Source organism: Streptomyces sp. ActVer (genome assembly GCF_027270795.1).
GTDB classification, from domain to species: domain Bacteria; phylum Actinomycetota; class Actinomycetes; order Streptomycetales; family Streptomycetaceae; genus Streptomyces; species Streptomyces umbrinus_A.
Map to the genome: position 1 here is coordinate 1 of NZ_JAPWHT010000303.1, position 12,840 is coordinate 12,840.

At 70.2% G+C, this 12,840-nt stretch carries 11 protein-coding genes and 1 pseudogene; 3 read left to right on the plus strand and 9 right to left on the minus strand.

The annotated features are described in order from the left end of the window. Positions 1-113: 113 nt before the first annotated feature. Both O3Q52_RS36100 and O3Q52_RS36105 read right to left on the minus strand, forming a co-directional pair. A complete protein-coding gene (locus O3Q52_RS36100; protein WP_269652837.1) occupies positions 114-887 on the minus strand; it encodes a polysaccharide deacetylase family protein in 774 nt (257 codons plus the stop codon). Continuing rightward, complete coding sequence (locus O3Q52_RS36105; protein ID WP_269652838.1) at positions 884-1,885, minus strand: polysaccharide deacetylase family protein; 1,002 nt, start codon at positions 1,883-1,885, stop codon at positions 884-886. The genes O3Q52_RS36100 and O3Q52_RS36105 overlap by 4 nt, the downstream gene beginning before the upstream one ends. 90 nt (positions 1,886-1,975) lie before the next feature. Between O3Q52_RS36105 and O3Q52_RS36110 the strand changes: the two genes are divergently transcribed. Further along, on the plus strand, positions 1,976-3,166 hold the full coding sequence (locus O3Q52_RS36110) for a methyltransferase domain-containing protein (protein WP_269652839.1): 1,191 nt from the start codon (positions 1,976-1,978) through the stop codon (positions 3,164-3,166). 31 nt (positions 3,167-3,197) lie between these two features. Here O3Q52_RS36110 and O3Q52_RS36115 read toward each other — a convergent pair whose 3' ends face one another. From O3Q52_RS36115 to O3Q52_RS36125, 3 genes are read right to left on the minus strand one after another with little or no spacing between them, the layout of a single operon-like run. After that, positions 3,198-4,376, minus strand: a complete 1,179-nt coding sequence (locus tag O3Q52_RS36115; RefSeq protein WP_269652840.1) for a dipeptidase — start codon at positions 4,374-4,376, stop codon at positions 3,198-3,200. A 5-nt stretch (positions 4,377-4,381) separates the two neighbouring features. Continuing rightward, a complete protein-coding gene (gene purE, locus O3Q52_RS36120; protein WP_269652841.1) occupies positions 4,382-4,936 on the minus strand; it encodes a 5-(carboxyamino)imidazole ribonucleotide mutase in 555 nt (184 codons plus the stop codon). Further along, entirely contained in the window at positions 4,933-6,093 is a 1,161-nt protein-coding gene (locus O3Q52_RS36125; RefSeq protein ID WP_266759624.1) for a 5-(carboxyamino)imidazole ribonucleotide synthase, read from the minus strand. Before O3Q52_RS36125 ends, purE begins: the two co-directional genes overlap by 4 nt. A 193-nt stretch (positions 6,094-6,286) precedes the next feature. Between O3Q52_RS36125 and O3Q52_RS36130 the strand changes: the two genes are divergently transcribed. Beyond that, the gene (locus O3Q52_RS36130) at positions 6,287-6,883 is read left to right on the plus strand and encodes a GtrA family protein (RefSeq protein WP_269652844.1); all 597 of its coding nucleotides are present in this window, start codon (positions 6,287-6,289) and stop codon (positions 6,881-6,883) included. Positions 6,884-7,020: 137 nt separating this feature from the next. Here the strand turns inward: O3Q52_RS36130 and O3Q52_RS36135 are convergent, their stop codons facing one another. Then, complete coding sequence (locus O3Q52_RS36135) at positions 7,021-8,295, minus strand: ATP-binding protein (RefSeq protein WP_269652842.1); 1,275 nt, start codon at positions 8,293-8,295, stop codon at positions 7,021-7,023. A 146-nt stretch (positions 8,296-8,441) separates the two neighbouring features. Then, positions 8,442-9,119, minus strand: a complete 678-nt coding sequence (locus tag O3Q52_RS36140; protein WP_055614806.1) for a response regulator transcription factor — start codon at positions 9,117-9,119, stop codon at positions 8,442-8,444. Between the two features lie 500 nt (positions 9,120-9,619). On the opposite strand from O3Q52_RS36140, the gene O3Q52_RS36145 reads away from it, so the two are divergent. Further along, on the plus strand, positions 9,620-11,116 hold the full coding sequence (locus O3Q52_RS36145; RefSeq protein WP_269652843.1) for an oligopeptide:H+ symporter: 1,497 nt from the start codon (positions 9,620-9,622) through the stop codon (positions 11,114-11,116). A gap of 104 nt (positions 11,117-11,220) precedes the next feature. Here O3Q52_RS36145 and O3Q52_RS36150 read toward each other — a convergent pair whose 3' ends face one another. After that, positions 11,221-12,495, minus strand: coding sequence for a hypothetical protein (locus O3Q52_RS36150; RefSeq protein WP_269652845.1), 1,275 nt, complete (start codon positions 12,493-12,495; stop codon positions 11,221-11,223). Between the two features lie 77 nt (positions 12,496-12,572). Further along, a pseudogene (locus O3Q52_RS36155) lies at positions 12,573-12,840 on the minus strand (hypothetical protein); the annotation flags it as partial.

Sequence of the window (12,840 nt, forward strand, 5' to 3'; positions counted from 1 at the left end):
GTCGGCCCCGGCTGCGAAATCTTCAGCCCCTCCGGCGTTTGAGGAGCGGGGGTTCGGGGGCTGGCCCCCGAGTAGTGGCGGGAATGGGTAGGGGCGGCGGGGGCGGGAAATCTCTAGAGGTAGTCCTCCAGGCGGGCGACCGTGAAACCCTGGTCTTGGACTCGGTTCAGAATCTTGGTTGTTGTCCGAGTGAGACTCGTACCGTTCCGGCCCTCCGGACAGTGGAGGATGTCGCCCGGGCGGAGCCGCTCCGCGTCGCGCCAGAGGACGACGGCGGCCAGCCCGCAGTCGGCGGCGGCGCGCACGGTGTCGGAGTTGTAGTCACCGTAGGGCGGGCGGAAGAGGCGCGGGCGGATACCGAACCGCTGCTTGAGCTTCTCCTGCTGGCCGCAGATCTCGGCGCGCTGGCCGGCGTACGGGAGGCCCGGCAGGTACGGGTGGTCGAGCGTGTGGTTCTGCACGCTCGCGCCGACCGCGCGGAGCCGGCCGAAGTGGGCGTACCCCGGCCCGACCACACTGTCCGTGAGGAACATCGTGACCGGCAACCGCAGTTCGCGGACCATGTCGACGAACCCCGGGTCCTTCTCGGCGCCGTCGTCGAAGGTCAGGAAGACGACCCGGTCCCGGGTGGGGACGCGGTCGACGACGGGCGGCAGGCCCGGCCCCGCGGTGCGGGCGGAGGGCCGCCGGTCGGGCGGCTTCGGCGCCGGGGCGAGCGGGGCGGTCAGGCCCCAGCGGCGGTACGGGTCTTCGGTGGGCCCGTACGTGCGTACCTTCTGCGCGGCCTTCTTGCCCAGCCGCTCGATGGGGTCCACGGACTGGGCGCAGCCGGCCAGGCAGACCAGCCCCGCGAGCAGTGCCGCGGCGGCGGCCGGCCGTTTCCTCACAGGTAGTCCTCGATACGAGCCACCGCGTACCCCTTGTCCGTGACCAGCTTCAGGAAGCGGCGGACCATGTCGGGCATCGTGCCCCTCCAGTGCTCCTTGCCGCGGAAATGGCTGAGAACGATGTCTCCGGGACGGAGGTCCCGGTCCAGCTCCCGGTAGTCCCAGCGGTCGACGAAGACCTCCTCGTTCCACAGCGGGGCCGCCTTGATGCCGCAGGCCCTGGCCGCGCGCAGGGTGTCCTCGTTGTAGCTGCCGAAGGGCGGGCGGAAGAGGGCCGGTCGCTTGCCGTACCGCTTCTCGATCACGTCCTGCATGCCGCAGATCTCCTGCTTCTGCCGTTCGTAGGAGAGGTTCGGCATATAGCGGTGGTTGAGCGTGTGGTTGTTCAGGACCACGCCCTTGTCCTGCATCTTCTTGAAGTAGCCGTAGTCCTCTTTGACCAGGTAGTCGCTCAGGAAGGCCGTGTAAGGGATCTTCAGTTCGCTCATCATCCGCAGGAACGCCGGGTCCTTCTCGGCGCCGTCGTCGATGGTGAGGAAGACGACCTTGTCCTTGGTGGGGATCGTGGTGAAAACGGGCGGCAGGCCTTCGTGGTCGTCCACCTCGAAGCCTTTACGGGTGCTGATGCCGGGCTTCTTCTCGGGGGCGGGGGGTGCGGGGAGAGGGGGCTCGGCCAGCCCCCACCGCTTTGCCGCGGTGGCGCGTGCGCTGCTCTCCTGGCGGAGTTTGGTGGCGTAGGCGTCCATGGCCCGGGCCGGTGGGGCCTTGAGGAGTTGTTGGCCCGCGGCCGGCTTGACGGTGGTGGATGTTGCTTCCGCGCAGCCGGCTGCGAGGGCGGTGACGGTCAGCAGGACGAGAGCGGTGCGTGCTGCGTGGGACGGCCGGATTGCGACCTGCGGGACGGTGGGGACTTGCCGCGCAGTTCCCCGCGCACCTGAGGGGGCGCCCCCCGAGCCGCTATTGACATCATTCCCGTCATTTTGTCGTACAAGTCGCATGAACCCGGATCCTCACAGGTCACACCCCTCACCGGCCCCCGACACATCCGGCGACCGTGTCCCGTCCACCGACTGGCCCACAATGGGGCGGTGAACGACCTCGATCCCCTCTCCGCCTTCGCCTCGCTGCTCACGGACCAGGGCCGCGCCCTGCTCGACGAGGTGCGGGACACCGAACCCGCTCGGGAGCTGGCCGTCGCGACCCGGCTGCGGCGGGAGTATCCCGTCGGGCTCGTGTCGGCGGCGCTCGGGCAGGCGCGGTTGCGGCAGCGGGCCGTGGTGAAGTTCGGCGCGGCGGACGCGGGGCGGATGTACTTCACGCCGAACGGGGTGGAGCAGTCGACCCGGGCGAGTGTCGCCGCGTACCGGGCCCGGCGTTTCCAGGAGCTCGGGGTGCGGTCCGTGGCGGACCTGTGCTGCGGGATCGGTGGTGACGCGATCGCGCTCGCCCGGGCCGGGATCCGGGTGCTCGCCGTCGACCGGGACCCGCTGGCGGCGGCCGTCGCGCGGGCGAACGCCGACGCGCTGGGGCTCGGCGAGCTGATCGAGGTGCGCGAGGCGGATGTCACGGAGGTCGCGACGGCCGCGTACGACGCCGTGTTCGTGGATCCGGCCCGGCGGAGCGGGCGCGGGCGCGTCTTCGATCCCGAGGCCTATTCGCCGCCGCTGTCGTGGGCCGTGCGTACCGCCCTCGAAGCGCCTCTCGCCGCGCTGAAGATCGCACCCGGGGTTCCGCACGAGACCGTCCCCGCCGAGGCCGGGGCCGAGTGGATCTCGGACTCCGGGGACGTGAAGGAGGCCGTGCTGTGGTTCGGCACGGGAGAGGCCGGGTCCGTACGCGCGACCCTGCTGCCCGGGCCGCGGACCCTCGTCGGCCGGGGGCTGCCCGACCCCCAAGTGCGGCCGCTGGGGCGGTACTTGTACGAGCCCGACGGGGCCGTCATCCGGGCGCATCTGGTCGCTGAGGTCGCCGAAGCGCTGGACGGCGGCGGGTTGGTCGACGAGACCATCGCCTACATCACCGCGGACTCGCCGAAAGCCACTCCGTACGCCACCGCCTACGAGATCACCGATCAACTCCCCTTCGGCGTGAAGAAGTTGAAGGCGCTGCTGCGGGAGCGCGGGGTCGGTGTCCTCACCGTCAAGAAGCGCGGATCGGCCGTCGAGCCGGAGGAGTTGCGGCGCAAGGTGAAGCCGCAGGGGCCGAACTCGGCGACCGTGTTCCTGACGCGGGTGAAGGGCGCCCCGACCATGCTGCTGGGGCACCCCGCACCCGTGTAACCGCCTTGTGCCTGGCCGTACTTGGCCGTGCCTAGCCGTCCAGTTGCTCCAGGGTCGCGTTCGACGGGCCCCTGCGGGAGCGCTCGTCGCGGGCCACGTCCTCCGCGGCGCCCAGGACCCGGACCGCGTTCTGCCAGGTCAGCTTGGCGAGGTCGGTGGACGACCAGCCGCGGTCCAGGAGTTCCGCGATGAGGTTCGGGTAGCCGGAGACGTCACCGAGGCCGTCGGGGGTGAACGCCGTGCCGTCGTAGTCGCCGCCGATGCCGATGTGGTCGACGCCCGCGACCTCGCGCATGTGGTCGAGGTGGTCGGCGACCGTCGGGACGGTCGCGACGGGGCGGGGGTTGGACTCCTCGAAGAGGCGGTGGACCTTCATCGCCTCGGCGGTCGTGTCGAGGTGGTGGAAGCCCTGTTCGCGCATGTTCTCGTCGGCGGCGGCCGTCCAGTCGACGGCGGCCTGGAGGACGAACTTCGGCACGAAAGTCACCATCGCCACACCGCCGTTGGCGGGCAGCCGCTCCAGCACGTCGTCCGGGATGTTGCGCGGGTGGTCGCAGATCGCGCGCGAGGAGGAGTGGGAGAAGATCACCGGCGCGACGGACGTGTCCAGCGCGTCCCGCATGGTCGTGGCGGCCACGTGGGACAGGTCCACGAGCATGCCCAGGCGGTTCATCTCCCGTACGACCTCGTGGCCGAAGGGCGACAGACCGCCGACGGACGGCTTGTCCGTCGCCGAGTCCGCCCACGCGATGTTGTCGTTGTGGGTGAGGGTCATGTAGCGGACCCCCAGCTCGTACAACCCGCGCAGGGTGGCGAGGGAGTTGTCGATCGAGTGGCCGCCCTCGGCGCCCATCAGCGAGGCGATACGGCCCTCGCCGCGGGCCGTCTCCATGTCCGCGGCCGTCAGCGCGGCGCGCAGGTCGGCGGGGTAGCGCGCGATCAACTGCCGTACGCAGTCGATCTGTTCCAGCGTCGCCGTGACCGCGCCGGGCAGGTCGGAGCGTACGTACACCGACCAGAACTGCGCGCCGACGCCGCCCGCGCGCAGCCGGGCCAGGTCCGTGTGCAGATGGGCACTCTGGTCGACGGCGATGTCGCGGGCGTCGATGTCGTAGCGGACCTGCTCGCGCAGCGCCCAGGGGAGGTCGTTGTGACCGTCGACGACGGGGAAGTCGGCGAGCAGGGCGCGGGCGCGGTCCAGGGACGACATGCGCGTCACTTCCCGAATCCGAAGCCGTTGCCGGCGCCGGCCTCGACCTTGGAGCGCAGGCGCTTGCCCTTCTCCGTGGCCTGGTCGTTGAGCTCCTGCTGGAACTCGCGCATCCGGCCGAGGAGTTCGGCGTCCTGGGTGGCGAGGATGCGGGCGGCCAGCAGACCCGCGTTGCGCGCGCCGCCGACCGAGACCGTGGCGACCGGGACACCCGCGGGCATCTGGACGATCGAGAGCAGCGAGTCCATGCCGTCGAGGTACTTCAGCGGCACCGGGACGCCGATCACCGGCAGCGGACTCACCGAGGCGAGCATGCCCGGCAGATGGGCCGCGCCGCCCGCGCCCGCGATGATCACCTTGAGGCCGCGCCCGGCCGCCTCCTCGCCGTACGCGATCATCTCGCGCGGCATCCGGTGCGCGGAGACCACGTCGACCTCGTAGGCGATCTCGAACTCGTCGAGGGCCTGCGCGGCCGCTTCCATGACGGGCCAGTCGGAGTCCGAGCCCATGACGATGCCGACCACGGGCGATTCGGAGGACACATCTGCGGACGTGCTCATTCGGTGATCGTGCCTCTCAGGTAGGCGGCTGCGTGACGGGCGCGGTCGAGGACGTCGTCCAGGTCGGCGCCGTAGGTGTTGACGTGGCCCACCTTGCGGCCGGGCTTCACGTCCTTGCCGTACATGTGGATCTTGAGCTGGGGGTCGCGGGCCATGCAGTGCAGGTACGCGGAGTACATGTCGGGGTAGTCGCCACCCAGGACGTTCACCATGACCGTCCACTTCGCGCGCGGGCGCGGATCGCCGAGGGGCAGGTCCAGGACCGCGCGGACGTGGTTGGCGAACTGGGAGGTGATCGCGCCGTCCTGGGTCCAGTGGCCGGAGTTGTGCGGGCGCATGGCCAGCTCGTTCACGAGGATGCGGCCGTCACGGGTCTCGAACAGCTCGACGGCGAGGTGGCCGACGACGCCGAGTTCCTTCGCGATGCGCAGGGCCAGCTCCTCGGCCCGCAGCGCGAGCTCGTCGGAGATGCCGGGCGCGGGCGCGATGACCGTGTCGCAGACGCCGTCGACCTGCTGGGACTCGACGACGGGGTAGGCGACGGCCTGGCCGTGCGGCGACCGTACGACGTTGGCGGCCAGCTCCCGTGCGAAGTCGACCTTCTCCTCGGCGAGGACCGGGACGCCGGCGCGGAAGGGGTCCTCGGCGTCCGCCGCGGACCGTACGACCCACACGCCCTTGCCGTCGTAGCCGCCGCGGACGGTCTTGAGGACGACCGGGAAACCGTCGCCCTCGGCCCCCTCGGGAAGCCCTTCCGCCGCGAACGCGGCCACGTCGGCCGGGTCGCTCACGATCCGGTGCCGCGGGCACGGCACGCCGATCTCGTCGAGCTTCGCGCGCATCACGCCCTTGTCCTGGGCGTGCACGAGCGCGTCGGGCCCGGGGCGCACGGGAATGCCGTCCGCCTCCAGGGCACGCAGATGCTCGGTGGGTACGTGTTCGTGATCGAAAGTGATCACGTCGCAGCCCCGCGCGAAGGCCCGCAGCGTGTCGAGGTCGCGGTAGTCGCCGATGACGACATCACCGACGACCTGCGCCGCGGAATCCTGGGGGGTGTCACTGAGGAGCTTGAATTTGATGCCGAGCGGGATGCCCGCCTCGTGTGTCATACGAGCGAGCTGGCCCCCGCCGACCATGCCGACTACCGGGAACGTCACGCCCCCAGGGTATCGGCCATACCGGGGCACCCCTGTCGCCCGCATGATCATCGGAAGTTCCGCATGGTCATCACATCCCGGCCACATATTCGAGTCCAAGCCGGGCACCGAAGGGAACCGCTGGTTAGCATGGCGGAGTCGACGAAGGTTGACGAAATTGACGTATCCGACGAGACGGGGGCTGGGCGACACCATGGGCAAAGGTGGTAAACGCAGGGCACATGCCAGGCCGCCCAGCGCTGTCCGCATGCGGCTCGACCGGCTGACCAGGGAAGTCGCCAAGTTCGGCGCGGTCGGCGGGGCCGGTCTGCTGGTCAACCTGATCGCCTTCAACGTGGTGCGCGGTACCACTGATCTTCAGGTCGTACGGGCCAGTGTGATCGCCACGGTCGTCGCGATCGTCTCGAACTACATCGGTTTCCGGTACTTCACGTACCGCGATCGCGACAAGAGCGGCCGCACCAAGGAGCTGACGCTGTTCGTGCTGTTCAGCGCGGTCGGCCTCGTCATCGAGAACGGTTTCCTGTACGCCGCCACGTACGGGCTCGGGCTGGACAGCCCCCTCGCCAGCAACGTCTTCAAGTTCGTCGGCATCGGTATCGCGACGCTCTTCCGCTTCTGGTCCTACCGCACCTGGGTCTTCCGTGCGGCCCCGGCCCGTGAGGCCGTGGCCAGCGCGGAATCGTTCCTGGAGAACCCGGAGCCCTACCTCCAGCAGGACCGCCAGGCCTACCTGGAGGACGAGGACCGCCCGACGCGCCAGTTCCGCCAGGTCCAGCGCGTGCGCTAGGGGCCTTTCGAGGCGCCCCGCACCCCATTCCAGATTCCAGGGGCGCGGGGCTCTGACAATTCGCGGCTCCGCCGCGTGGGCGCGGCCGGCCGCACCCGGCCCGCAGCCTCCCGACAACCCCAGTCTCAGCCTCTGCCTCAGCGAACCGTCTGCTCGTCGCCGCCGTCCTGCGGCAGCCTGAGCGGCGTACGCGACAGGAACAGCCCGAACACCGGAGGCTGCGCCTGGAGCATCTCCAGGCGCCCCCCGTCGGCCTCCGCGAGGTCACGGGCCACGGCGAGCCCGATCCCCGTGGAGTTCCGCCCGCTGATGGCCCGCTCGAAGATCCGGGCGCCCAGATCGGCCGGCACGCCGGGCCCCTCGTCGGTGACTTCGATCACAGCCTGGTTGCCGGTGACGCGCGTACGCAGCGCGACCGTGCCGCCACCGTGCATCAGGGAGTTCTCGATCAGCGCCGCGAGGACCTGGGCCACGGCTCCGGGCGTCCCGACGGCCTGGAGCTGGTGCTTGCCCGAGCTGACGATCGCGCGGCCCGCGTTGCGGTAGGCCGGGCGCCACTCCGCGAGCTGCTGCTTGATGACCTCGTCGAGGTCGAAGGTGACGGCGGAGCCGGTCCGCGGGTCCCGGGAGTTCGTCAGGAGCCGTTCGACCACGTCCGTGAGGCGCTCGACCTGACCCAGCGCGATCGTCGCCTCCTCCTTCACGATGTCCGGGTCGTCGGTGAGGGTGATCTCCTCCAGCCGCATGGACAGCGCGGTCAGCGGCGTACGCAGCTGGTGCGAGGCGTCGGCCGCGAGGCGGCGCTCGGCGGTCAGCATGCGGGCGATGCGCTCGGCCGAGCCGTCCAGGACGTCCGCGACCCGGTCCAGCTCCGGGACGCCGTAGCGCTTGTGGCGCGGCCGCGGATCCCCGGAGCCGAGCCGCTCGGCGGTCTCCGCGAGGTCGGTCAGCGGGGAGGCGAGCCGGTTGGCCTGGCGCACCGCGAGGAGCACGGCGGCGATCACCGCGAGCAGGGCGACCGCCGCGATGATCAGGAGCGTACGGCCGACCTCACGGGTGACCGCCGAACGGGGCTCCTGGACCGTGACCGTCTCGCGCTGGTCGCCCTTGCGGGTCGACTTGATGACGTCACCGGTGGGCTTGTCGCCGATGTGGATGTCGGCGCGGCCCGGGATCTCGATGCGTGCGTACCGGTCGCCCGTGACCTGGTCCTTGAGGACACCGGCGCTGATCAGCTCGTCGCCGAGGATGCGGCTGTCGACGATGCTCACCAGCCGCACCGCCTCGGAGTCGACCCGCTCCTGGGCGCTGTTGCTGATCGTGCGGGTCTCGACGATGACGAGCGAGACCCCGAACACGGCGATCACGACCAGCACGACGGCCAGAGTGGAGTTGATGAGTCGGCGACGCACAGGGCCCTCCGGGCAACTGATCGATCAGGGCTGAGGCCGCGCCCCGCCAAGGGGCGCGGGGAACTGCGCGACCAGCCACACACGTCCCGCGGCCGCGCACCCACCGACGTCACAACGGCGATGAAGCGCGGCCCGACAGCAACGAGCTAGCTCTTCTCGAAGCGGAACCCGACGCCTCGTACCGTCGCGATGTACCGCGGATTCGCCGCGTCGTCGCCGAGCTTCTTCCGCAACCACGAGATATGCATGTCGAGGGTCTTCGTGGAAGACCACCACGTCGTGTCCCACACCTCACGCATGAGCTGGTCACGCGTGACGACCCGCCCGGCGTCCCGGACGAGAACCCGCAGCAGGTCGAACTCCTTGGCGGTGAGCTGGAGCTCCTCCTCGCCCATCCAGGCCCGGTGCGACTCGACGTCGATGCGCACCCCGTGCGTGGCGGGCGGCTGCTGCGGCTCGGCCGCGCCGCGCCGCAGAAGGGCCCGGACGCGGGCCAGCAGCTCGGCGAGGCGGAACGGCTTGGTGACGTAGTCGTCGGCGCCGGCGTCCAGGCCGACGACCGTGTCCACCTCGTCGGCGCGCGCGGTCAGGATGAGGATCGGCACGGTGTGCCCCTCGGCGCGCAGCCGCCGGGCCACCTCCAGGCCGTCCATGCCGGGCAGCCCGAGGTCGAGCACACACAGATCGATGCCGCCCTGGATGCCGGCGTCGAGCGCGGTGGGGCCGTCCTCGCGTACCTCAACCTCGTACCCCTCCCGGCGCAGGGCGCGGGCCAGGGGTTCCGAGATGGACGCGTCGTCCTCGGCGAGCAGTACTCGGGTCATGAACTGATGGTAGTCCGCTGCGGACCAGTGCAGACAGGGTGATCGACACCCGTGATTCGCCCGCACCGCGGGGAGATGAAACCCTGTGGGTTAGGGATGTAAATCTATGAACGGCCTTCGATTCAGGCGCATAGTTCCATCCATACCTGTGATCCATCTCTCAAGTCATGCCATATGCGGCAATGCCATGCCGTGGGGCCTTATGGTGACCAGACGCCTGTAGCACCACGCGGGGACCTTTGGCGGGAGCTTGACGCCGAAGGTCTCTTTTGTGTGCGGGCTGGTGTCTACCAGCCTTGAAAGGAATGACCTGTGGCCGGGCCCCGAGCGCGAGGACGCGTGCGGGGCGTGGATCCCGGTGGTCGTCGTCCACCGCTCCGAAGACCCGGAGCGGACTCCCCGTGGGCGTGGGGCGGGACGGCCCTCCCCGCCGGTGCCGGCCGCCTCCCCCACCGGGCGCGCGACGCTCTGCAGCGCGTCCCGACCAGCAAGGAACGACCATGGCGTCCAGCCTGACGAAGGACTCGGTCTCTCCGGGCACCCCCGGTTCCGAGAAGACCTTCTTCGGCCACCCCCGCGGACTGGCCACTCTCTTCATGACCGAGATGTGGGAGCGATTCTCCTACTACGGCATGAGGGCTCTCCTCCCGCTGTACCTGGTCGCACCCGGCGGCCTGCACCTGAGCGCTACCGCGGCCACCGCGATCTACTCGGTGTACCTGTCGCTCGTGTACCTGCTCGCCCTCCCCGGCGGCTGGTTCGCGGACCGCGTGCTCGGCCCCCGCAGGACCGTCGCCGTCGCCGGCCTGGTCATCATGCTCGGCCACCTGACGCTGGCGCTGCCCTCGTCCGGCACGTTCTACGCCGGTCTCGGCCTCGTCGCGATCGGCTCGGGTCTGCTGAAGGCCAACATCTCGACGATGGTCGGCCACCTCTACGACGGCCCGGACGACCCGCGCCGTGACGGCGGCTTCACCGTCTTCTACATCGGCATCAACCTCGGCGCCTTCGCCGCGCCGCTGGTCATCGGCACCATCGGCGAGAACGTCAACTGGCACCTGGGCTTCGCGCTCGCCGCGCTCGGCATGGCGCTGGGTCTGGCCCAGTTCCTGATCGGCCGCCGCCACCTCGACTCGCGCTCCGACGTCGTCCCGACGCCGCTGTCCGCCGCCGAGAAGGCCTCGACGCTGCGCAAGGGTCTGCTGTGGCTGGCCGTCGCCGCGGTCTTCTACTCCGTCGTCGGCTTCTCCGGCCACTACACGCTGAACTGGATCCTGGTTCCGCTGACGGTCCTCGGCCTGGTCATCCCGGTCTGGGTCATCGCCCGTATCAAGCGGGACAAGTCCCTGGACCGTGTCGAGCAGTCGAAGATGTCCGCGTACGTCTGGTTCTTCATCGCCGCGGCCGTCTTCTGGATGATCTACGACCAGGGCGGCTCCACGCTGTCGATCTTCGCCGAGTCGTCGGCCGAGAACACCGTGTTCGGCTGGGAGTTCCCGGTCTCCTGGTACCAGTCGGTCAACCCCGTGCTGATCATGGCCCTCGCCCCGGTCTTCGCCTGGGCCTGGCTGGCGCTGAACCGCGCCGGCAGGGAGCCGAGCACGATCGTGAAGTTCTCCTCGGGTCTGGTCCTGGTCGGCGCGTCGTTCTTCCTGTTCCTGGCTCCCCTGTCGATCGCCGAGGGCGGTCACAAGGCCGCCGCGATGTGGCTGGTCGCCATCTACTTCGTGCAGACCGTCGGCGAGCTGACCGTCTCCCCGGTCGGCCTCTCCGTCACCACGAAGATGGCTCCCGCGAAGTACGCCTCCCAGATGATGGGCGTCTGGTTCCTCGCCGTCACCGCCGGCGACGCCACGACGGGCCTGCTCTCCATCGCGGGCGTCGACCTCAACGGCATGGGCGTCGTCGCCCTGGAGGCCACCCTCGCCGTCATCGCCGGCTTCGCGATCTACATGTACCGCAACAAGGTCAAGTCCCTGATGGGCGACGTCCGCTAGACGCTCCGCCGCTGACTGCGCAGTTCCCCGCGCCCCTTATAAGGGGCGCGGGGAACTGCGCGACCAGCCACGACGGACCCGCACCTCCAAACGGCGACGCTCCCCTACGGCGCCCGACGCGAAGCCTGCCGCTTGGGCATGAACGTGAACACGGCCCCGCCGAGCAGAATCGCGGTCCCGGCAACAAACCCGAGAGCCCGCAACCCTCCACTGTCATCGGCCCCGGTGTCCGCCAGCCCTCCACCGGAGTCACCGGACCCCGACGTCCCGGCCCCACCGGCGGAGCCGCTCCCACCGGCGGCACCCCCCGGCTGGGCAGACGTGTCCAGCGTCAACGACACCTCGGACTTCTCCGGCGTACACGTCGTGGTCGTCCCGAGCGCCTTCACCGTCAGCACACCCGGCGAGAGGGTCGACTCCCCGTCGGCGCCCGGCTTGTACGTACCCGTCATGTCGGAGATCACCATGGGGTCACCGGACTTGATCGCCTCGGCGTTCGTCGGCCCCTCGACATAGACCGTGCCCGTGTCGGCACCGCCCAGCGCGACCTCCATCGACGGCTTGACCGAGTCCGCCGGGATGTCGGCGGGGCTGTCCATCACGGAGCCCTTGAACTTGACGGTGAGGTCGTAACTCCCGCCGTCCTTCTTGGCGTTGATCTGCACGGGAGAGGTCGCGTTCTTGTCGCCGATCGGCGTCTTGCACGCGTAGGGGATCTTGACCTCCTTGCCGGTGAAGTCGGTCTCACCGCCGCCACCGGTGGTACCGCCCGTGTCGCTGCCCCCGGTCTCGCTCTCGGTCGGAGCCGGCTCACCGCTCGTCGGCGGCGGGCTGGTGGGATCAGGGGGATCCGTGGGATCGGGAGGCGGAGTCCCCTCCCCCGCCGTGACCTTGATCGTCGCCGCGGGCTTCACCGTCTCCGTCGGCGTGCACTTCGTGTCCGTCGAGAAGGCGTTGATGGCGTATGCGTCCGGCGTCAGCGTCACCTCGCCCGCCGTGGTCAGTTTCAGTTTGCCCTTCATGTCGGACAGGACCATCGCCCCGCCCTTGGGAATCGCCGGGTTCTCGCGCGGCCCCTGCATCGCGATGGACGCGGCCTGCGCCCCGGCCGCCTTGAGGGTGCCGGACGGCTGGACCGAGTTGGCGGGCAGGTCGATGAGGTCGGGGTTCTTCGACGCGGCCTGCGTGAACTTCCAGACCACCTCGACCTCGTCACCGACCTTCGCGGTGGCCGGCGCGGTGACCTCCACCTTGGTGGTGCCCTTGACCGTCGGCAGCCCGGCGGCCGGAGGCGGTACGCAGTCGGTCGCGTAGGACACCTCGGCGGCCTGGGCCGGCGCCGCGGCCACGCCCAGCAGGACTCCCGCACCGCCGAGCATCATCGCGACCCCGGCCGCGCCCGCTCTCCGGCTTCCTCTGGGCCGCGTCGGCCCCGGCCGGACTCTCCGTTGCGTGCTCACGTGTTTCCCTTCCTGGTGGGGGTCGTCGGACTGTTCTCGTGCGGTGCGGAGAGCTGATCGGCCTCGGCCGCCCCCGGATCGGTGTCCGGGGTGAACCAGGGCAGGGACGGGTTCGTACGGGCCGGCGTACGTGTCGTGGTGTCGGCCTCGGACTCCTCCGAGGAGGCCGACGTGAGGCTCAGCTTCGGCATGCGCAAGGTGACTTCGGGCAGCCGGAGCCCGCCGCGCCGCACACCGTGCGCGCCGCGGCCGGGACGCCCCGCG

Excerpts from the sequence above, each read along its gene's own strand:
- purE (WP_269652841.1), bottom strand. The coding sequence starts at position 4,936 with ATGAGCACGTCCGCAGATGTGTCCTCCGAATCGCCCGTGGTCGGCATC.
- O3Q52_RS36150 (WP_269652845.1), bottom strand. The coding sequence starts at position 12,495 with ATGCTCGGCGGTGCGGGAGTCCTGCTGGGCGTGGCCGCGGCGCCGGCC.
- O3Q52_RS36140 (WP_055614806.1), bottom strand. The coding sequence starts at position 9,119 with ATGACCCGAGTACTGCTCGCCGAGGACGACGCGTCCATCTCGGAACCC.
- O3Q52_RS36130 (WP_269652844.1), top strand. The coding sequence starts at position 6,287 with ATGGGCAAAGGTGGTAAACGCAGGGCACATGCCAGGCCGCCCAGCGCT.
- O3Q52_RS36115 (WP_269652840.1), bottom strand. The coding sequence starts at position 4,376 with ATGTCGTCCCTGGACCGCGCCCGCGCCCTGCTCGCCGACTTCCCCGTC.
- O3Q52_RS36145 (WP_269652843.1), top strand. The coding sequence starts at position 9,620 with ATGGCGTCCAGCCTGACGAAGGACTCGGTCTCTCCGGGCACCCCCGGT.
- O3Q52_RS36105 (WP_269652838.1), bottom strand. The coding sequence starts at position 1,885 with ATGCGACTTGTACGACAAAATGACGGGAATGATGTCAATAGCGGCTCG.